17 protein-coding genes are annotated in these 19834 nt (G+C 67.5%); 4 read left to right on the top strand and 13 right to left on the bottom strand.

The window, feature by feature from the left end; translation table 11 throughout:
* Window positions 1–7: 7 nt before the first annotated feature.
* From R3A49_11300 to R3A49_11320, 5 genes are read right to left on the bottom strand one after another with little or no spacing between them, the layout of a single operon-like run.
* A complete protein-coding gene (locus tag R3A49_11300; protein MEZ5171319.1) occupies window positions 8–1057 on the bottom strand; it encodes an acyl-CoA dehydrogenase family protein in 1050 nt (349 codons plus the stop codon).
* A gap of 47 nt (window positions 1058–1104) precedes the next feature.
* Entirely contained in the window at window positions 1105–2271 is a 1167-nt protein-coding gene (locus R3A49_11305) for an acyl-CoA dehydrogenase family protein (protein MEZ5171320.1), read from the bottom strand.
* 27 nt (window positions 2272–2298) lie between these two features.
* Window positions 2299–2760, bottom strand: coding sequence for a MaoC/PaaZ C-terminal domain-containing protein (locus R3A49_11310; protein ID MEZ5171321.1), 462 nt, complete (start codon window positions 2758–2760; stop codon window positions 2299–2301).
* 32 nt (window positions 2761–2792) lie between these two features.
* The gene (locus R3A49_11315; GenBank protein ID MEZ5171322.1) at window positions 2793–3329 is read right to left on the bottom strand and encodes a MaoC family dehydratase N-terminal domain-containing protein; all 537 of its coding nucleotides are present in this window, start codon (window positions 3327–3329) and stop codon (window positions 2793–2795) included.
* Window positions 3330–3374: 45 nt separating this feature from the next.
* Window positions 3375–4334: an SDR family NAD(P)-dependent oxidoreductase gene (locus R3A49_11320; GenBank protein ID MEZ5171323.1), complete on the bottom strand. Its 960-nt coding sequence runs from the start codon at window positions 4332–4334 to the stop codon at window positions 3375–3377.
* A gap of 157 nt (window positions 4335–4491) precedes the next feature.
* Here R3A49_11320 and R3A49_11325 point away from each other — a divergent pair, with 157 nt between their 5' ends.
* Window positions 4492–5172 carry a TetR family transcriptional regulator gene (locus R3A49_11325; protein ID MEZ5171324.1) on the top strand — a complete coding sequence of 227 codons (681 nt, stop codon included), beginning with the start codon at window positions 4492–4494 and terminating at the stop codon, window positions 5170–5172.
* Between the two features lie 60 nt (window positions 5173–5232).
* Here the strand turns inward: R3A49_11325 and R3A49_11330 are convergent, their stop codons facing one another.
* From R3A49_11330 to R3A49_11355, 6 genes are all read right to left on the bottom strand, one after another.
* On the bottom strand, window positions 5233–6783 hold the full coding sequence (locus R3A49_11330) for an NAD(P)/FAD-dependent oxidoreductase (protein MEZ5171325.1): 1551 nt from the start codon (window positions 6781–6783) through the stop codon (window positions 5233–5235).
* The gene (locus tag R3A49_11335; protein ID MEZ5171326.1) at window positions 6780–8534 is read right to left on the bottom strand and encodes an NAD(P)/FAD-dependent oxidoreductase; all 1755 of its coding nucleotides are present in this window, start codon (window positions 8532–8534) and stop codon (window positions 6780–6782) included. Before R3A49_11335 ends, R3A49_11330 begins: the two co-directional genes overlap by 4 nt.
* 67 nt (window positions 8535–8601) lie before the next feature.
* Complete coding sequence (locus tag R3A49_11340) at window positions 8602–10095, bottom strand: NAD(P)/FAD-dependent oxidoreductase (protein MEZ5171327.1); 1494 nt, start codon at window positions 10093–10095, stop codon at window positions 8602–8604.
* A 118-nt stretch (window positions 10096–10213) separates the two neighbouring features.
* Entirely contained in the window at window positions 10214–11860 is a 1647-nt protein-coding gene (locus R3A49_11345) for an NAD(P)/FAD-dependent oxidoreductase (protein MEZ5171328.1), read from the bottom strand.
* A gap of 94 nt (window positions 11861–11954) precedes the next feature.
* Window positions 11955–13775: an NAD(P)/FAD-dependent oxidoreductase gene (locus R3A49_11350; protein ID MEZ5171329.1), complete on the bottom strand. Its 1821-nt coding sequence runs from the start codon at window positions 13773–13775 to the stop codon at window positions 11955–11957.
* Window positions 13772–14296: a hypothetical protein gene (locus tag R3A49_11355; protein ID MEZ5171330.1), complete on the bottom strand. Its 525-nt coding sequence runs from the start codon at window positions 14294–14296 to the stop codon at window positions 13772–13774. Before R3A49_11355 ends, R3A49_11350 begins: the two co-directional genes overlap by 4 nt.
* A gap of 188 nt (window positions 14297–14484) precedes the next feature.
* On the opposite strand from R3A49_11355, the gene R3A49_11360 reads away from it, so the two are divergent.
* Entirely contained in the window at window positions 14485–15174 is a 690-nt protein-coding gene (locus R3A49_11360; GenBank protein ID MEZ5171331.1) for a TetR/AcrR family transcriptional regulator, read from the top strand.
* 45 nt (window positions 15175–15219) lie between these two features.
* On the opposite strand, the gene R3A49_11365 is transcribed toward R3A49_11360, so the two are convergent.
* Together R3A49_11365 and R3A49_11370 are read right to left on the bottom strand one after the other, a co-directional pair.
* On the bottom strand, window positions 15220–16401 hold the full coding sequence (locus R3A49_11365) for an acyl-CoA dehydrogenase family protein (protein ID MEZ5171332.1): 1182 nt from the start codon (window positions 16399–16401) through the stop codon (window positions 15220–15222).
* A 24-nt stretch (window positions 16402–16425) separates the two neighbouring features.
* Window positions 16426–17223: an SDR family oxidoreductase gene (locus tag R3A49_11370; protein MEZ5171333.1), complete on the bottom strand. Its 798-nt coding sequence runs from the start codon at window positions 17221–17223 to the stop codon at window positions 16426–16428.
* Between the two features lie 243 nt (window positions 17224–17466).
* Here R3A49_11370 and R3A49_11375 point away from each other — a divergent pair, with 243 nt between their 5' ends.
* On the top strand, window positions 17467–17976 hold the full coding sequence (locus R3A49_11375) for a MarR family transcriptional regulator (protein ID MEZ5171334.1): 510 nt from the start codon (window positions 17467–17469) through the stop codon (window positions 17974–17976).
* A gap of 82 nt (window positions 17977–18058) precedes the next feature.
* Entirely contained in the window at window positions 18059–19774 is a 1716-nt protein-coding gene (locus R3A49_11380) for an NAD(P)/FAD-dependent oxidoreductase (protein ID MEZ5171335.1), read from the top strand.
* Window positions 19775–19834: the final 60 nt, after the last annotated feature.

The following is a 19834-nucleotide window of genomic DNA, read 5'->3' on the forward strand; positions in this document are numbered from 1 at the left end:
GGCGCGCTCAGGCCTGGTCCACCAGCCCGAGGGTCCCGGCAACCCGGCTGCGGTGCTCGGGCGCCGAACCCAACTCGACCTCGAGCGCCTTGGCGCGCCGGAAGTAGAGGTGGAGGTCGTAGTCGAGATCGACCCCCACGCCACCGTGCACCTGTTGGGCGCCGAAGGCGACCCGCTGACAGGCATCGGCGGCCCACGCCTTGGCAACCGACACCTCGCGCTCGGCGCCGGAGCCCTGCGACAGTGCCCACGCGGCACGGTATGCACCCCAGCGGGCGCCCTCGAGGTCGAGGAGCATGTCGGCGAGCCGGTGCTGGACCGCCTGGAACGCGCCCAGCGGCTTGCCGAACTGCACGCGGGTCCTGGCGTGTTCCGCTGCCATCTCGAGGGCGCGGGCCATCACGCCGACGATCTCGACGGTTCGTAGCGCCGTGGCCCGCACCAGTGCACCGGGCAGGAGATCGGCGGTGTTCCCCACGACCTCGCCGTCGGCGCCGTCGATGCGCAGCTCGAAGAGACGGTCGTTCGAGATCGTGTCGAGTCGCGACGCCTCGATGCCGGGCCCGCTGCCGTCGAGCAGAACGAGCACGGGACCTGCCGCGACCAGCAGCAGATCGGCGGATGCCACGTCATAGGAGAAGGCCACGGTTCCGGTCACGCGGGCCGTCGATCCGCTCACGTCGGCAGTGAGAGCGTCGGGAGCCACGTCGGCCAGTGCGGTACCGATCACTGTTTCGCCGTCGGCGACACCGGGCGGGAGACGGCCCGCCTCGGCGAGGGTCAGCCCGCCGAGCACCACCGTGGAGAACAGGGGTGTGGGGCTCACCGCCCTCCCGAGCTCCTCGAAGATCACGGCCAGATCGAGCAGGGTGCCTCCCCCTCCGGGCAGGGCGAGACCCACCCAGCCCATCTCGGCCATCTCCGACCACATCTCGGGCAGATATCCGCGCTCGTCGTCCTCCAGTCGGCGCACGACCTCGGACGGGCACCGGTCCTCGAGATAGGACCGCGCGACCGTGCGCAGCTCCTCCTGGTCGGCGCTGAGGGTGAAGTCCACCTACTGCTCCTCGGGTCGGTACCGCGACGTCGGCGCTGCGGTGGCACTCATGACCGGGGCATCCCGAGGCCGATCATGGCCACGATGTTTCGGTGGACCTCGTTGGCGCCGCCACCGAAGGTGAGCAGCACGTCGGTCATGAACCACCGTGCCAGCTGGCCCCCGTCGGGCACGCCGATCCCCCCCACGAGCCCTCCCGTGCGGCCCATGATCCGCAGGCACGTCCCGAAGGCCCGCTGGTGGAGCTCGGTGGCGAAGATCTTGTTCAGGGACGCGTCGTGGTAGGGCACCGTCCCCTCGGCGAGCATCGAGGCGGTGCGGAGGTTCAGCAGTGACAGGATGTCGACATCGACCGCGATGGCGGCCAGGGCGTCGCGTACCCACGGTTCCTCGGCGACGCGGCGCCCGTTGCGCCGGTTCTCGTTGGCCCACGCGACGGTCTCCTCGAGAGCCCGCTCGACCGGTGAGGCCGTGGCCAGCGCCAGGCGCTCGTAGTTGAGCTGGGTCGTGATGTAGGACCACCCCTCGTTGAGCTCGCCGACGAGGGCGTCGGCCGGTACCCGGACGCTGTCGTAGAACGTCGTGTTGGTCCGCAGGCCTCCCATGATCTCGGTCGGCTGGATCGAGATGCCCGGTGAGTGGGCGTCGACGATGAAGATCGAGATCCCCTTGTGCTTGGGGACGTCGGGGTCGGTGCGCGCCGCCAACCAGATGTAGTCGGCCATGTGCGCCCCCGACGTGAACACCTTCTGGCCGTCGATGACCCACTCGTCGCCGTCGCGAATGGCGCTCGTGCGCAGTGACGCGAGGTCGGATCCGGCGTCGGGTTCGGTGTAGCCGATCGCCACGTCGATCTCACCCTGCAGGATGCCCGGCAGGTAGCGGGCCTTCTGCGCGTCGGTACCCACCCGCATGATCGCCGGCGCCACGGTCTGCACGGCCACCACCGGGATCGGGATGCCCGTCCGGCAGATCTCCTCGAAGAAGAGGTACTGCTCGACGGGACCGTGGCCGAGGCCTCCGTACTCGATCGGCCAGCCCACACCGAGCATTCCGTCGGCCCCGAGTCGGCGGATGTAGGCCTTCCAGTGTGGTCCGCCACCCTCGGGTGTCTCGGCGATCTCGGCGCGCAGCTCGGGGGTGATGTGCGTCGCCAGGTACTCACGCACGCGCGTCACGAGATCCTTCTGCGGTCCCGTGAGCTCGAAGTCCACCCTGCCCCCTCGGTCGGGTTCGTCTTCTCAGGCGCGCTCGGCGCGCCGGATGGTGGCGGTGCCCGTGCAGTGCGTTCCGTAGTCGGCGTCGGCGCTGAACCCGATGTCGAGCGCGTGGTGGCCGTCCTGTTCGTACTTGCGGGTGACCGCGCCGGTGGTCGTCAGTGTCTGGCCGGGAAAGACCGGGATCTTGAGACGGAGATCGATGGCGACGAGGTCCCAGTCGGGACCGCACCAGTTCGTGATGTAGGCGGCCATCAGCCCGTTGGTGGTCAGGATGTTCACGAAGACGTCGGGGCTCCCCGACTGCTCGGCGAACGCCTTGTCGTGGTGAACCGGGTAGAAGTCGCGAGAAGCAGCGACGGCTCCGACGACGACGAGGGTGGCATCGACCTCCCTCACGACGGTCGGCAGCTCCTCGCCCTCCTCGACGGCGTCCCACGCCCTCGAGTCGTACGTCAGGTGGGGCGTCATCCAGTCGGTCGACATCGGTGTCTCTCCTCGGGTCCTCGGGCCGGTCGTCAGGCCGCGGGTGCTTCAGCCGTGTCGGCTTCGGGCTTGAAGCGCATGTACGTGAAGCTCTGGGTGCCGAGCAGGTCGTCGTCCTGGTTGGTGAAGCGGTACTCGAAGGTCACGAAGTACGCCATCCCGAGTCGGGTCTTGTGATCCGTCTCGCTGACGTCGGTGAGGCGCACGGTGAACGAGACGGTGTCGCCGTCCCGGGCGAGTGCCTCGATCCTCTGGGACTGCCCGGTCGCCACGATCTTCGTGTAGCCCTCCTCCTCGAGGATCTCGTCGACCGGGGCGATCGGCAGGTCGACGTCGCGGGCCGGCCAGAGGGGGGCCATGCTCCACACCTGCATCATCGCTGCGGGTGCCACGATGCCACCGTGACGGGACCGGGCGGCCCACTCGGGGTCCGTGTAGGCCGGGCTCTCGTCGCGCATGACCTCGACCCAGTGCCGGATCATCTGCGCGCAGACGGCGTCGACCGCCTCGGTGCGCGGCGACTCGTTGCCGATGTGGTGGCGCAGCCGCTCCTCGAACAGCGTTCCCATCCGTGCCTCCCTTGCGTTGCTCCCGGTGTGCCCGGCGAGGTGTGTCTAGGACGTGGCGTCCGCCTCGGTCTGTGCAAGGCGCGTCTGGCCGATGCCGGTGGCGGCCACGGCCTCCTCGGCGCCGAGCGCTCCGCCGAGCCCGCCCGGGAAGACGTCGTAGAGCCCCCGCACGGCGTCGGCCATCTCCTCGGCCTGCCAGTGCCGGCCGGTTCGCGTGCGGGTGGCGGTGATCCGCCAGCCCTCGACGCGGTCGCAGCGCTCGCCCATCATGTGGAAGACCTGCCCGCTCACCCACTGGGCGTCGTCGGAGGCGAGCCAGACGACGAGAGGGCTCACGTTCTCGGGGGCGAACGGGTCGACTCCCTCCGGTGCCGGTCCGATGAGGTCCTCACTCATCCGGGTACGCGCCGAGGGCGCCACCGCGTTGGCCGTCACCCCGAACCGGGCCATCTCCATGGCCACGACCCTGGTCATCGCGGCGATGCCCGCCTTGGCAGCCGCGTAGTTCGCCTGTCCGGGGTTGCCGAAGAGCCCCGACTGCGACGTGGTCGAGATGATCCGGCCGGTGCGTGCCCGGCCGGCCTTCGTCTCGGAGCGCCAGTACGCACAGGCGTGGCGGGTCGGCGCGAAGTGACCCTTCAGGTGCACGGTGATGACGGCGTCCCACTCGTCCTCGGTCATGTTGAAGATCGTGCGGTCACGCAGGTTGCCGGCGTTGTTGACGAGCACGTCGAGGCCGCCGTACGTGTCGACGGCCTGGCGGATGAGACCCTCGGCGGCGTCGAAGTCGGCGCACGAGTCCACGTTGGCGACCGCTTCACCTCCGAGGTCCGTGATCTCGTCGACGACTCCGTCGGCCACGTTCGCCGTACCCTCACCGCGGATGTCGGTACCCGGATCGTTCACGACCACACGGGCGCCCTGCGCGGCGAGCGCCATGGCGTGCGCGCGCCCCAGGCCGCGTCCGGCGCCCGTCACGATTGCCGTCTTGCCCTCCAGCAGCATCGCTGTCCTCTCTCGTGGATGCCGGTGTCTCGCGGATGTCGGTGACGGTCCACCGGACTAGCCACACGGTTATACTTTGCTACCAGTTGGTAGTATGCCCGATACCCGCCGCCGTCCGGGCAACGGGAAGCGAAAAGGGCCGAGCGAAGGAGCGCCGATGGCGGAGCGAGCAGAAGCGCGAGGTGGACGCGCGGCGATTCTCGAGGCTGCCACCGAGCTCTTCGCCCGGCGTGGCTTCGGGGGGGTCGCCGTCCAGGAGATCGCCGATCAGGCCGGCGTCCACAAGACGACGGTGCTGTACCAGTTCGGCACCAAGGAGGCGCTGCACGAGGCGGTCCTCGACCATGCGCTCGAGCCCGTGATCTCGATGATGAACGACTTCCTCGACGGTGAGTTCAACCGTGAGCGGCTCAGCTGGTACCTCGACCAGCTCCAGCGCCACGTGGCCGCCGACCCGTCCGTCGCCCGCCTGATGCTGCGCGAACTGCTCGAGGGTGGCGAGTACGGCGACGCCTACCTCGACCGTTTCGTCGGGCCGGTCTTCGAACCCGCCAAACGTCGCCTCCAGGAAGCCCGGGTCGCCTCCGACGGCCGGGTCGCCGAGGTCGACCCGGCACTGTTCGTGCACGACCTCCACGTGCAGATCATGTCGTACTTCTGCCACGGCGCACTGCTGGAGCGCCTCCTGACCACCGATCCCTACTCGGTCGACGCCCTGATCGCACGGCGCAACTACCTCGTCGACCAGATCCTCGCCCAGCAGCGACCTCATCCCACCGACGACGACGCGCTCCGCGAGGCGTCTCAGGTACCCGCCGCCGAGGGCGCGGCGCACTGAGCCCGACACGTACCGGGCCCGCTCCTACGAGTTCCTACGCGGCCACCCGCTCCCGGACGCTCAGGGGGTCGCGTCCAGACCGAGGTGCTCGCCGACCACCTTGGCGCCGAGGTACCCCGGACCACCGATGATCATGCCGCCGGCGTAGTTGGACGCACCACAGGTGAACACGCCGGGGATCGGTGTGGCCACCTGTGAGCACAGGTCGTTCGGGCGGTTGAACCCCATCTGGAGGTTCGTGTAGGAGCCGTGCTTGATCGAGCCGCGCTTCATTGTTTGCAGCTTCGCCTCGATGTGTGTCGGTGGGTACTCACGGCGCAACACGATGCGGCCGAGATCGGCGTGTTCCTCGATGAGACCGAGACACTCGTCGCCGAACCCGGTGGTTCCGTTCTCCCAGTCGTCGTCGTAGCGGACGACCTGTTCGGCACGCACCACCTGGTGGCCGGCAGGCGCCATCGACCGGTCGTGGTGACTCGGGACGGTGACGTGGACCCATTCGCCGCCACCCGCGGTGCCGGCGTCGACCCGTGCGAGGTGCTCGTGCAGCTCGTCTTCGGTCTCGATGCCGAGGAAGGTGATCATGGCCTCGTTCACGCGGGGCTCCGGGTGCCGGAACGTGAGGTCGCCGTCGATCCCCAGGTGCAGCCCGAAGAGCGTGCGCTCCTCCCACTCCCAACCTTCGACGGCGAACTTCAGCTCGTTCGGGAGGTTCTCGGACCCGACGAGGTTGAGGAAGGTCTGTTCGGGGTTGAGCGTGGACGCCACGGCCCGCGCCTCGAACTGGTGGCCGTCGGCCACCTCGACGCGCACGCCGGCGTCGCCGTCGGAGTGGATGGAGGTGACCTCCGAGGTGTCGAGGACCTCACCGCCGTTGTCGACGAAGACCCGGTACAGCGACGACGACAGGCGGTGCGAACCACCCTTGACGAGCGCGGAGTTCACCATCCGGCAGAGGTAGACCGGGTAGAGGTAGCCGAGCGGGTCCTCGAGGTGGAATCCCCACATCGCCGAGAACGACAGCAGCGCCATCCGTACGCGGGGGTCGGTGAATCCGTACTCGTCGAGAACCTCGACCGGGCTCAGGTCGGAGATCTCGTTGAGGCGCTCACCGATGGCGTTCTGGCCGATCTCGACGACCTGGTCGACGACCGGCAACGGCAGCTTGTAGGTGAGCGGAATGATGTACTCGTCGAGCATCGGGGAGAACTCCGCCCACATCCGGCGGAAGCAGTCGGCGTCGTGTTCACTGACCGCACCGATGGACGCGACGGTCTCCTCGTGGTCCTTGGTGAAGACCAGCGACGCGCCGTCCTTGAACGGGAACGCGCACGCGACGTGCGGCGAGACGTAGCGCAGTCCGTAGTCGGCCAGAGCGAGGTCGCTGTAGGCCGGCATCACGTCGCTCATCATGTGGTAGATGGCGTGCAGGTTCAGCCGGAACCCGTGGTACTCGTCGGTGTTGAGCCCGCCGCCGGTCTCGTGTCGGCGTTCGATCAGCAGCACCCGTGCGCCGGCTTTCGCCAGGTAGGCGCCACAGATCAGGCCGTTCGGTCCGCCGCCGATCACGACGGCGTCGTAGGTGTCGGTCTTGGTCACGGTTGCCGTCATTGGCCGTCCCCTCCGGAGGACTCATCGAGTTGCCACTTGGCGTTCACGCCGAGGTTCATCGGAACGTCGTTCATGTGGTCCATGAACCAGTCCCACGGTCGGGCCTGCCACCACGGCTGGTCGAGGCAGCCCGTGTCCTCGGCGACCTCACGAGCGGCCAGGTAGCCCGTCGCCAACCAGCTCGCGCTCATGGGGTGGATCGAGTTGGACAGGTAGAGCCCCGGTAGGAACGTGCGGGACGCGCCGCTCGTGATGATCCCCGGCACCGGCCGGTTCATGTAGAACTGGTCGGGCGTGACGCTGCCTCCCAGGATGCTGCCCGTCATCGACGACGGGTTGTTGCGCACCTGGTCGAGCGGGGTCATCACGTGCCGCTCGATGATGAGGTCCTTGAAGCCGGGCGCGAAGTCCTCGATCCGGTCCGTTGCCGCGTCGGCGAACGGACCGCCGAGCTCGGGCCAGGCGTCGAGGCCGCCGGTGATCGTCTGGCCCCGCCACCGGCGTGGCGCCGGTGGCACGTCGACCCAGATGAACGCCGTGTGGCAGCCGTCGGGTGCCTGCGTGGGATCGGCGCGGGTGGGCACGAACCAGTTGCCCATGATGTCGTCGTCGATCACACCGGAGACGAGGTTGACGTTGTGGCGCCGCATGTCGTCGATGGTGTCGCCGCCGAGATAGCCCATCATGCAGCGCTGGATCCCGGGGTCCCAGTCGGCGGTCGAGAACTCGATGTCGTCGCGCAGGCTGTAGTAGACGCCGAAGAGAACCTGCTCGTCGTAGTGGAAGCTCTTGACGCGGTTGGCGATCTCGGGGCCGATGATGTCTTCTCCGAGCATGCCGAGGAAGGTCGGTACGGCCGACACGTTCGAGACGATGGTCTTGGCCCGGATCTCCTCTCCCGGAAGGAGCGCGTCGTCGCGGAGCTTGATCCCGACGGCCCGGCCGTCCTCGACGATGATCCGGTCCACCGGGCACGTCGTCCAGATCTCGCCTCCGGCCTGGGCGGTGGCCTTCACGAGCGAGTGCGTGAGGGAGTGGGACCCTCCTCGCGCGTTGTGGACCGCCATCGGCCCGCCGATGCCCGCCATGAACGCCGCCGCCAGCACGCCGATCTTGCGGTGGATGGGTGGCAGGCCGCTGATCCATCCGATCGACGCCGTCGTGGTCTTCACCTCGTCGGACTCGAAGAGGAGGTCGAGGACCTCGAAGCCGGTCATGTTCATCAGCTCGGCGCCGCTGAAGGGCTGATCCTGGGCGGCCAGGAACTTGTCGAGCAGCGAGTACATCCGCTGCATCGTGTCTTCGGTGGGCGGTCCGTACCAGAACCGCCGGTTCACGTCGAGCATCTCCTCGAGGTTCGTCGCATTGAACTCGAGCGCCTTCATCTGGAGCGCCGCGTCCTTCTCCGACACCCGCGCCCAGTTGGCGTAGGTCGTGTCGAAGTCCATCGCGTGGATCAGGTTCGTGCCCGACTCGAACGGCTTGGCGTAGGTGACGTCGGTGCCCCGGAGCTCGAAGCCGAGACCGGGCAGGTCGAGGTCGTCCATTGCCGGGCTGTAGGAGGTGGCGAGCCAGGTGGCGTGCAGGTTGTGGAGGAATCCCGGCGAGCCGGTCTCGACGGTGTCGCAGTGCGCGCCACACTGGCCGCGGGCCTCGAACACGCCGACGGACAACCCGGCCTTGGCGAGATAGGCGGACACGGTCAAGCCGTTGATCCCCCCACCGATGACGATGACGTCGTAGTCCTTCATGTGTTACAGCTTCCGTTCCGTAGTGTTCGCGGGCTTCGCGGGGCCGGGCTCCGGCCGGTCCCGGGGATCAGACACGCGCCTCTTCATGGTCGCGTTCACGGGCTTCCTGGTCGGCCAGGACCATCGCGGCCACGTTGAATCCCGAGTCGACGGCCTGATGCGTACCGCAGCCGTACCCCCCGGCGTCGGTACCGACGAGATACAGGCCCGGCAACGGCGTACGCGCGTCGGGCTTGGACCCTCCGCACTGACCGATCACCTGACTCAGGCCGATGCACTCGCCGCCCTGGCCGGCGACGGCCGAGTCGCGGCACATGTTGGAGACGTGCTTGGCCGTGTACGGCTCCCGTCGGATCGTGTGCTTGCGGATCTCGGGCCACATCTCATCGATCGCCTTCTCGGCGCGCTCGATCGCCTCGTCGTTCAGCTCGGACTCCGGGTCGGGCGACCCGAGGATGCCCACGAGGATGATCTGGTGCCCGTCGGGCGCGAGAGACGTGTCGTAGCTCGTCGTGACGGCGGCGAAGATGAGCGGGACGTCGGGCCACTCGCCGCGCTGTGCGGCCTCGTAGCGCTCGGTGTCCCACCAGCTCTCGTTGGAGAAGGCCACGATCATCCCTGTGTCGAGCACCGGCTCGTCGAGGAAGTAGCGCACACCGACCATGCCGAGACCCGGTTCGAGCGTCTCGACCCGCTTGACGTAGTCGTCGGAGAACTGGTCGTCACCGACGAGTGAGAGGACGGTGGGCTGGATTCCTGCGTTCGAGACGATCACGGGTGCGCGGAACTCACCCGCCGACGTTGCGACGCCGACGGCGCGGCCGTCCTCCACCAGCACGCGCTCGACGCGCGTCTTCGGGAGGAACGTTCCCCCGTGCTCCTCGATGTAGCGGGCCGCGGCCTCGGCCGGGCGTCCGTAGCCACCGGCGTGGTAGCGGCCACCACCGCCGAGGAACAGCTGACGCAACGTCCGCACGCCCTCCGAGACGGGGATCCGGTCGACCGGTGCCACGAACACGAGGTTGAGGATCGCCGACATGTAGGCGATCACCGGGTCGGGCACGTCGAAGCTGTGCATCCAGCCGAGCATTCCCGTGTCGTCGTGGGTGTCGAGATCCTCCTCCGACATCGAGAAGACCTCTCCGACGAGCGCCATCATCTTCTCGACACCGTCGGCGTCGACACCGAAGGTCGCCTCGAGACCCTCGACGGCGAGCGGGTCCTCGGCCTGCTTCGACGGGCCGATGTAGCTGCGCCAGTCGCCCTGGTCGTCGCGGTACTTGAGCTCGATGGCGTTGTCGCCCTCGGGAACGATGAGCGGAGCGTCGTCCTCGATCCCGAGCTCGGCGACGAGCTCGTGGAACCGGGAGTCGTCGGCGGGAAGGCTCAGCACCGGCCACATCTCGTAGGCGTAGCCGTTGCGATGGATCGTCTGGGCCTTGCCACCGGCCTGGTTGGCCTTGTCGAGCAGCAGCACCCGCTTGCCCGCCTTGGCACACAGCGCGCCGGTCGTCACACCGCCGTAGCCGGCACCGATCACGATGACGTCGTAGTCCTCCACGTCCGTTGCCTCCCGTGCTCCGTCGAATGCTTTCCGGTGAATGTTTCCGGTGGATGTTCCCGTGAATGCCCCGTGACTGCCCGCGGGCGGACCCGTCGGTGGCCGCCCGCCGAAACGGTCAGTCCTTGCCCTCCGGGAAGTACGTCTCCAGGTACCGCTTCAGGCGGTCGGGACGCTCGAAGGGGAACTTGACGCCGTTGTCGTCGCAGATGACCTGGGCAGCGATGTAGCCGGGGCCTCCGATGACCATGCCGCCGGGGAACATCGAGGCACCACCCAGGTAGAGACCCTCGACGGGGGTCCGACTCGCCGAGCACTCGACGTTCGGACGGTTGAAGCCCATCTGCAGCGGGTTGTAGTCACCGTGCTTGATCGAACCGCGGCGCATGTTCGGTATCCGCTGCTCGATCGTCTTGGGTGACTCGACGACACAGTCGATGACGCTGTCGGCGAAACCCTCGTAGTGGCTGTCGAGAAGCGTCGTGACCTCGCGCACGACCTCGTCCTTTCGCTCCTCCCACGGCCAGTCGTAGGGCGCCGGCATCTGGAAGAAGCAGACGTGTTCGCCTTCTTTCTGGCTGAGCGTGGGGTCGAAGGCCGTCTCGACGGTGAAGTGCCCGGCGTACTTCGGCACGTCACCCTGCTCGACCGCGTTGAGGAACGACACGACGTCGTCGGTGCCGTCGAAACCGACGATCGTGTTGAACGGCTCGGGCTGGTCGGCCATGGCGTTGTTCGGGTTCGGCCGCAACGTCGGCTTGCCCTTGGTGACGAAGAACACGCTGAGCAGCGACCACTTGTCCCACGCCCAGTTCTCGGCTGCGTCGCGCATGTCCGCGGGGACCGTCTCGGCAGGGAGGAGGTGCAGGAAGGTGCTCTGCGGGTCGAGGCTGGACAGGACCCCCTTGCGGGCCCGGATCCGACGGCCGTCCTCGAGCAGCACGCCCGATGTCGACCCGTTGCTCGTCGTGATCTCGACGACCGCGGCGTTGTCCAGGATCACGCCACCCTGGCGCAGGATCACCCGGGCCAGGCTGCTCGCGAGCCGGTGCGAGCCACCGTGGATGAAGGCCTTCTGGGTGCCCCGGTCGACCATGAGCGGAACCATGAACCCCAGGCCGCTCTCGGCGGGCGACAGGCCCCACTGGCAGGCCGAATAGAGCAGGGTCGCCTGGATCGAGTCGCGCAGCGGGTAGCTCGAGATGAGTTCGAGGGCGCTCATCTCGGAGATCTCGAGCATGTCCTCGCCCACCGGTGTGCGCTGGAGCGCCTCGGTGAGATCGACGGGAGCGTCGGGTGGCAGATACGTCGCCGGGGCGAGAATCTCCTCCACGATGCCGCGGAAGCGCAGCGCGAGGTCACCGAACGCGCTGGACTGGTCGAGCCCGAAGCGGGCCAGCGAGTCGCGGCTGTCCTCGAGGGACCGGCAGATGTAGACGTAGTCGTCGCCGAACACCCCGCCGATCTGCCCGTAGGGCTTGTGGTAGTGCAGACCGTGGTCGACCAGGTCGAAGTCGGCGATCGGTGGCAGGTAGTCGACCATGTAGTGGTACGACGCGTGCGTGTTGGCGTAGTGGTGGGGAAAGAGGATCTCCTCGGTCGCCAGGCCCCCACCGATCTCGAAGCGGCGCTCGATGATGGTGACGTCGAAGCCGGCGGCCGTCAGGTACGCGGCCGCGATCAGCCCGTTGGGGCCCGCGCCGATCACCACGACGTCGGTCTCGGTCTCCTCGGCGAACTCCGGCGGTAGCCCCAACTCAGCCACGGTTGCCTCGCTCGGACGGTGCCGAGCGAATGTCTTGTCGCTCACTGTCGTGCCTTCCTCGATCGGTTGCTTCGTGCGGGCCCCATGCCCGGGATCAGTCGGATTCGTTCGAGCTCGCCAGGGACGGCGCACCCGGTGACGCCATCGCAGCTCCCTCTTCGTCGGTGATGTGCCACGGCGACGGGTACCACCACTCGGGAGTCGTGTTCTCGATCTCCGCGTAGTCCTCCTTGAGGGTGTGCATCAGGTTGTACGGGACGGCGTTGAGACAGAGACCGCCCGGGTACGACGTCTGGTTGCAGAGATAGAGGTTGTCGATCGGCGTCCGGTAGCGGGCGAGCTCGGGCAGCGGCTTGCGCTCCCACCACTCGTCCTCGGACTGGCGCATACCCATCCAGTTGCCGCCGACGAAGCCCATGTTGCGCTGCTCGGAGTCGTACGGCGTGTTGATGGGCGTGGCGATGTACTTGTCGTCGGTCATGTTCGGCGCGTAGTGGCGCAGAACCGACTTGATGTTGTCGAGGATCTCGAACTTCGCCTTGTTGACGGCGTCGGGACCGTCCCGGTGGTCTTCGGGCACCGGCACCTGGAGGTTGACCGTGATGACGTGGCCACCCTCCGGGTTCCTGACACGGGTGTTGTCGTGTTCGCTGTGCACGATGAACCACGAGATGTAGTGGTCGGGGTCCGTCGGGTGCGTGCGAAACGTGTAGACGTCGCGCATCAGCTCCATGAGTGCGTCGGTCGTGCAGTGCAGAGCCATCCCGGTGGGATAGTTGATGCCATCGAACTTCTCGGGAGCGTCGACGTACTCAGGAAGCTCGTTCACGATCATGTTCGTGACGAAGAGGCTGCCGCCCTTGAGGCTCAGGTCGTCGATCCGTTGACGGAAGCTGCTCGTCGTGTGTGACGACGAGACCAGGTCGTTGAACTGTTTGATGTGCGTTCCGTTGATCACGCCCATGCTCGCCCAGACGGTCTTCTCCTCGAGGGCCGCCGAGTCGGCCACGCGCACACCCTTGGCGACACCGTCGTGGACGATGATCTCCGAGACGGGGCTGTTCACGTGGATCTTCGCCCCGTGCGCGAGCGCGCAGCGGGCGAGGGAGTGAGCCAACGCGTGCATCCCACCGACGGGTGAGCAGCCCGAGAAGAACTGGAGCTGCGTGCACGCGAAGCCGGGGAGCGCCATCCCCTTCCAGTACGGATGAGGGCCGTTGCCCCACGAGCCGACGAGCAGGCCGGCCCTGATCGGGTCGGGCAGCGCGAGCATGTCCATCATCTCCATGAACGACCACTCGAGCATGGCGTCGTCGTACATCGGCAGGCACTCACGCAGGACCTTGGCGACGGGCGACTCGCTCTTGGGGATGTTCCAGCTCTCGTCGTAGGGAGGGGTCCAGTAGATGCTGCGGAAGAAGTCGCGCATCCGCGGACGGAGTGCCTCCATGAACTCCAGGTACATCTTGGCGGTGTCGCGGTCGACGCCGAGCAGCTCCACGTAGACCTCGGGGTCACGCATCGACGGCTCGTGGAACGTGTTGCCCCCGAAGAACCCGCGGTGGTCGTGGGTGATGCAGCCCCCGTAGTTCGGGATGAACGACATCCTGAACCCGTGGCTCGCCAGGTCGAGCTGCTCGAGCGCGGGCCCCGCGGCGCCGTAGAAGTAGACGGCGTGGGGATCGATCGAGTAGCCGGGGATCGGCTCCGCCGTCTCGGCACCACCACCGAGCTCGTTGCGTGCCTCGAGCATGCAGACCGAGAATCCCCACTTCGCCAGGTACGCGGCGATGCCGAGACCGTTGGGCCCGCCGCCGACGACCACGAAGTCGTACTCGCTGCGCCTGTCGAGCGGCTCACCGGTCGTGGGGTCGATCGCCGGTCGTGCCGCGGTCGCCTGTGTCGCCTGTGTCATCGTGCGCTCCCCTCCGTGGCGGAGTCGAGGACACCGGCCCCGTTCTCCGTAGCCTTCACCGCAGCGCCCGCGCCGGCCGTGCCGACCTCCGTGGACTCCGCGTTCGTCGACTTCTCTGCCGTCTCCGCCTCCGCCTTCGCGTCGGCGCCGTTCGACTTCTCGGTCTCCGCCTTCTCGGCTTCGGCCTTCTCGGCCTCCGCCTTCTTCTTCTCCTCGGCGGCCTTCTCCTCCTCGGCCTTCTTCTTCTCCTCGGCGGCCTTCTCGTCGCGGGCCGCGATCGCCTCCCGCACGTCCTTCAGGTGGGTCTTGCGGTCGACATCCCAGTGGCTGCGCTTCTTGCGCTTGAACGCACCTCGGATCAGGAGACCGATCGTCTGCCTCTTCAGGCCGATCTTGGCGATGCCGGGCAGGTCGTCCTCGCACATCCGGATCGAGAAGTCCCAGCGCACGGGCTCCCTGATCGTGCCCTCGACCACGATCTCCTTGCCGTCACGCCTGACCGTGTACTCACGGAAATCCATGACGAGCTCTTTGCGGCCCAACCCCCGCGACTTGAGTTTCACAACCGAGTTCCTTCCGAAACGAGACGGCTCCGGAACAGGAAGGCTCCGGAACGTGCCGAGGGCACCCTAACAATAACTACAAGCCATTACAAGTTTGGAAATCGTGCTAACTTCATTGCATGGCCGGTCTACGTGAAAGTGGCAAGGTGCGTCGGATCCAGCGGATCCTCGACGCCGCCGCGCACATCATCGAAGCCGACGGCATCGACGATCTGTCGATGCAGAACCTCGCCGACGAGGCCGAGGTCAGCATCTCGACGCTCTACAACCTCGTCGGGGGCAAGGACGCGATCCTCCTGATGCTGCTCTCGGTCGAGATCGACGGTCTCGAGATGACCGCACCGGAGCCCGGCGCCGACCCCATCACCGCTCTGGGGTCACTCGTCGACGACTTCGTCACCTCGTTCGGGATGCGGGAGTCGTTGTACCGCCCGCTGCTCTTCTCGCTCGAGGGTCATCCCATCGTGGGACAAGGCGCCGACGAGCTCCGCCTGCGGACCATGGTCCTCGTGGAGGAGTCTGTGGCTGACGCGATCGACGCCGGCCTGCTCGGCGACGACGTCCCGGCAACGGTGATCGCTCATCACGTGCTTCTCATTGCACAAATGGGTCTGCGGAACTGGTCCATCGGCATGACCGAGCTCGAGGGATTCCGCGCCGAGGTCCTCAGCGGTCTGTGGCTGACCTTGCTGGCAGTGGCAACGCCATCCACCCGGGACCGTGTGCTCGGTGAGCTCGCGGCTCTCGAACCGGCGATCACCGAGCTCGCCGAACGCGGTCGTGACGCGCCGCAGGGGCCGCGCATCGACGACGCGCTCGCGGCGTCCTCGTCGTAGGCCCGCGAGCTGATCACGCGCCAGCGCGTGGCTTCGATGTGGCCGCTACCGCGGGATCTCCCGGAACGGGACCGTGCGGCTCTCGTCGGGCTCCCGGGGTAGGCCGAGCACGCGCTCGGCGAGCATGTTTCGCTGGATCTCGTCGGTGCCGCCGCCGATCCGGACACCGGGCGCGACGAGGAAGAGATCCTGCCAGGGCCCCGGCTCGGCCACGGCACGCGGGCCCAGCAGGGCGAACGCCGCCTCGGCAGCCAGCGTGAGCTGCCGGGCCACGGCGAGCTTGGCGATCGAGCCCTCCGCGGTGGGCACGCTCCCGGCGCCCAGCTTCGTGATCACCCGCGCGTTCAGGTACTCGAGGCACCGGTCCTGGATGAAGACGCGAACGACGAGGTCGCGTTCGTGCGCGCTGAGGTGCTGCCTGTCGCGGGCGAGCGCGAGCAGGTCCTCCATGTGGAACACGTTGATCGACCCCCCGAGCGCCATGCGCTCGTGCAGGATCGTGGTGACGGCCACCTGCCATCCCCCACCGACGTCGCCCACGCGGTCGGTGTCGGGAATACGCACACCGTCGAGGAACACCTCGTTGAAGTGCACCTCCCCGTTGATCTGGCGAAGCGGCCGGACCGTCACCCCCGGGCTGTCCATGTCGACCACGAAGAACGTCATGCCCTCGTGCTTGCGGACCGACGAATCGGTGCGCGCCAGCAGAATCGCGCGGCGCGAGTAGTGGGCCCCCGACGACCACACCTTCCGGCCGTGCACGACCCAGTCGTCACCGTCGCGTTCGGCTCGTGTCGCCACCGCGGCGAGGTCGGAGCCGGCGTCGGGCTCACTGAAGAGCTGGCACCAGATCTCCTCACCGCTCAGGATCAGCGACAGGTGGCGTTCCCGCTGTTCGTCACTGCCGTGCGCGATGAGCGCCGGCCCCGCCATGCCGATGCCGACGATGTTGACCGACGACGGCGTCCGCGCGCGGGCGCATTCCTCGTTCCAGATGATCTGTTCGACCGGGCCGCACCCCCTGCCGCCGTGCTCGACGGGCCAGGTGATCGCCGCCCACCCGTTCTCGTAGAGCAGCCGCTGCCACTTCTTGGACGCCGCCAGCTTCTCGTCCCACTCGCCGGCGCTGTCGCCGAGCTCCGGCGGTGCCAGGTGGACGTGGTCCTCGAGAAACGTCCGGGCCTCGGCCCGGAAGTCCGCTTCCGTTCGCGAGTCAGCGAGGTCCATCGGTTTCGCGCTTCTCGCGAGCGGTCACGCCGTGGTCGCGCCGTCGATGACGAGCACGGTTCCCGTGGTGTTGGGCATGGTGTCGGACGCGAGGAACGCAATGGCGCGAGCGACCTCCTCGGGCTCGACGAACAGCCCGTTCAACGGAACGGCCCGACCCATCAGCTGATCGTCGGAATCCTCGGGTGGAGTGAAGCTCTCGAGTATCGGCGTGAGGACACCGCCCGGAGCCACGGCGTTCACGCGCAGGCCCGCCGCCGCGTACTCGGCGGCGAGCGTCTTGGTCAGTGCGATGACGCCCGCCTTCGACGCGCCGTACGCGGCGGCGTACGGGTGACCGCCCAACCCGGAGATCGACGCCACGTTCACGATGGCGCCGCGCCTCTCGATGAGCGCGGGAATCGCGTTCTGGCACATGAGGAACGTGCCGGTCAGGTTGATCCCGACGATCCGGTTCCAGTCGTCGAGGGACTCCTCGGTCGAGTGGCGGAAGTGTCCGACTCCGGCGACGTTCGCCAGTACGTCGATGGCGCCGTAGCGCTCGAGTGTCGTGAGCACGGCGGCCTTCGCATCGACCTCGTTGCTCACGTCTCCCTCGATCACGAGCGCGTCGCCGCCGTCGGCGCGGATGGCCGCAGCCGTCTCCTCGACACCTGCTGCGTCGACGTCGAAACAACCCACCCGTACGCCGTCGCCGCCGAACAGGCGTGCCGTCGCCCGCCCGATCCCCGACGCGGCGCCGGTCACGAGCGCGACGCGGTCCTCCTTCTCGGCGCCCGGGAGGTCCCCGCCGTTCTGGCTCTCGTCGTGTGCTGTCTCCACGGTCCCCACACTCCCCTCCCGGCTTTCACGGAATTACAACGCGTTCCAATTTTCGGGGGTAGCGTAGGCGGACCGCCGGGGCGGTGCCAAACGCCGGGCGCCACGGCGTCCGGCTCGGAGCGGTTGAAGGAGCGGTCGCGGGCGTCGCCGGCAGGGCTCACGAGCAGGGCTCACGAGCAGAAGAAGGGACGTCAGAAGAGGGAAGCAATAGGAGAAGAGGAGAGAGGTAGTAGGAAGGAGACCGTGAAAGAGACGCGCTGGGTCGACGACTTCTCCGAGGCGTGGGCACGGGAGTACCCCGATGCGGCCGACACGTCGGGCCTGCTCCTGATCGCACGCCTCGCCCGGTTGAACGTGCTGATCGAGGCGTTCGAACAGGACACGCTCCAGCCGTTCGAGCTGATGCCCAGCGACTACGCCGTCCTCGCCGCACTCCGTCGCGTCGGGCCGCCCTACGAGCTCGCGCCCAACGAGCTCTACACCGCTCTCGAGCGGTCGTCGGGCGGGATGACCAAGATGCTGAAGCGCCTCGAGTCACTGGGGCTCGTGCGACGCAGCTCCGATCCGGCCGACAGGCGCAGCAAGCTCGTGCGCCTCACCGAGACGGGCAAGCAGGTCGAAGAAGAGGCGTTCGAGACGTTCGTGGCCAGGACCCACGAACTGCTGCGCTCCGCGTCGCGCACCGAGCTCGAGACGATCAACGAGGCGGTGCAGGACCTGCTCACGATCATCGAGGACAACTTCCGCCGCTGAGAGACCACAAGGGTCGATTGCTTGCCAGAAAGCTTTCGAGGCTCTATTCTCCCCGCACCCGCCGTGGGCGAGAGGGGCAACGATGGCCGGAGAAGAGACCTACGACGTCGTGATCATCGGCGCCGGCCACAACGGCACGACGACCGCCGCGTACCTCGCCAAGTGCGGGTTGAGCGTGTGCGTGCTGGAGGAGCGCCCGGAGTCCGGCGGGGCGCAGGAGACCGTCGAGCCGCTCGCGGGTGTGCGGATCCAGCCGCATGCGATCGCCAACTACGGAGGTTCGGCTCCCGGCTGGGAGCAGCTCGAGCTGTGGAAGTACGGCTTCCGCATGGACTGGGACCCGAACGTCACCGTGGAGCTCGACACCGACCGCTACATCTTCACCCGCGACGGGCTCTCCCGGGTGACCGACCAGGACAAGATGGGCTGGGCGAAGATCGCCTGCATGCTCGCCGGCGAGGACGCCTTCCGCGACCTGATGCGGGCCACGTTCTGGTGCCCCCCGCATCCACCCGACGTGGAGCTCAACGAGAACAACATCCCGTTCATGCAGGTCTACAAGAAGTACCAGCCCGATGTGTGGACGCGCGAGCTGCTCGAGATGACGATGTTCGACCTCATGGACGAGTACCTGGAGACCGAGCCGTTCAAGGTGAGCCAGGCCTACATCGCCCTCAGCTCGGGTGCCCACGGCCACATGGAGGGTGTCGCCATCCCGGCACTGTGCAGTGCCGCCACCGTCATGCCGCCGGCCATCGCCAAGCCCGTCGCGGCACGGGGGAACATGCACGGGTACTACCACGCGCTCATCCGTTGTGCGATCGCACACGGAGCAGTGTTCCGGACCTGTTGCCCGGTCGAGGAGATCATCATCAGCAACGGTCGGGCCGCGGGCGTGCGCCTCCGAGACGACGCCACCTGGGCCACCAAGACGATCCGGGCGCGCAAGGCCGTGATCAGCGCGGCGCACATCAAGCCGACGTTCCTCGACATGATCGGCCCGCGCCATCTCGACGCCGGCTTCCTCCAACGGATCAAGGACCTCAGCCTCAAGGGCGGCAGCCTCTACATGAGCCACTACCTGACCCGTGAGGAGTTCCGGTACCGCCCCGAATACCGCCTGCCACCACCCAAGGACGCCTTCACGGGCGCCTTCTTCAACATGGAGTCCCGTGAGATCTACTTCAAGAACGTGGAGAACGTGCTGGGCCGTCAGGAGAACCTGACCCTGGCCCCCGACGAAGCGATGTGGGGCATGGTGGCGAGCTCGCTCTACGACCCGACCAATCCTCAGTGCACCCGGCCCGACCGCCACATCAACGGGCCCTTGTGGATGATGGTCCCGACGCCGCAGTACAACGTCGACGGCATGTCCGCCATGGACAAGGCCGACGACAAGAAGAAGTGGGACGAGTTCATGCGGGCGAGCCTCGCCTGCATCGTCGAGAACCTCGACGACGACAACCTGATCCGCATCATCAGCGACTCCCCCCTCGAACAGGAGATGCGCAACACCGGGATGCTCGGCGGCTCGTGGTACGGGATCCGCTGCGACCGAGACCAGTGGTGGAACGAGCGTCCGCTCCCCGAGCTCGCCCGCTACCGCGTTCCGGGTATCGACGGCCTGTACCTCGCACACCAGTCGGCCGCGCATCCCGGCGGTCTGTGCCTGATGGCCGTGGGCTACAACCTGATGCACATCCTCATCGAGGACGAGGTGGCCGAGCCGGGCGACTGGTGGTACCCGTCGCCCTGGTACATCCCCGAAGAGGGAAAGCGGCCGGCCAACGCCGCCTGATCCGCCCGGGACCCCGCACAGGAAGAAGCGCCGTCATGGTGACGATGGTGAAGGGAAGAT

The organism is Acidimicrobiia bacterium (assembly GCA_041394025.1).
Taxonomy (GTDB): Bacteria; Actinomycetota; Acidimicrobiia; order IMCC26256; family JAOSJL01; genus JAOSJL01.

Bases quoted from the DNA above. Each gene is read 5' to 3' on its own strand.
- R3A49_11365 (MEZ5171332.1), bottom strand. From the start codon at position 16,401: ATGGACCTCGCTGACTCGCGAACGGAAGCGGACTTCCGGGCCGAGGCC.
- R3A49_11335 (MEZ5171326.1), bottom strand. From the start codon at position 8,534: ATGAAGGACTACGACGTCATCGTCATCGGTGGGGGGATCAACGGCTTG.
- R3A49_11320 (MEZ5171323.1), bottom strand. From the start codon at position 4,334: ATGCTGCTGGAGGGCAAGACGGCAATCGTGACGGGCGCCGGACGCGGC.
- R3A49_11380 (MEZ5171335.1), top strand. From the start codon at position 18,059: ATGGCCGGAGAAGAGACCTACGACGTCGTGATCATCGGCGCCGGCCAC.
- R3A49_11315 (MEZ5171322.1), bottom strand. From the start codon at position 3,329: ATGGGAACGCTGTTCGAGGAGCGGCTGCGCCACCACATCGGCAACGAG.
- R3A49_11355 (MEZ5171330.1), bottom strand. From the start codon at position 14,296: ATGGATTTCCGTGAGTACACGGTCAGGCGTGACGGCAAGGAGATCGTG.
- R3A49_11310 (MEZ5171321.1), bottom strand. From the start codon at position 2,760: ATGTCGACCGACTGGATGACGCCCCACCTGACGTACGACTCGAGGGCG.
- R3A49_11330 (MEZ5171325.1), bottom strand. From the start codon at position 6,783: ATGACGGCAACCGTGACCAAGACCGACACCTACGACGCCGTCGTGATC.
- R3A49_11350 (MEZ5171329.1), bottom strand. From the start codon at position 13,775: ATGACACAGGCGACACAGGCGACCGCGGCACGACCGGCGATCGACCCC.
- R3A49_11325 (MEZ5171324.1), top strand. From the start codon at position 4,492: ATGGCGGAGCGAGCAGAAGCGCGAGGTGGACGCGCGGCGATTCTCGAG.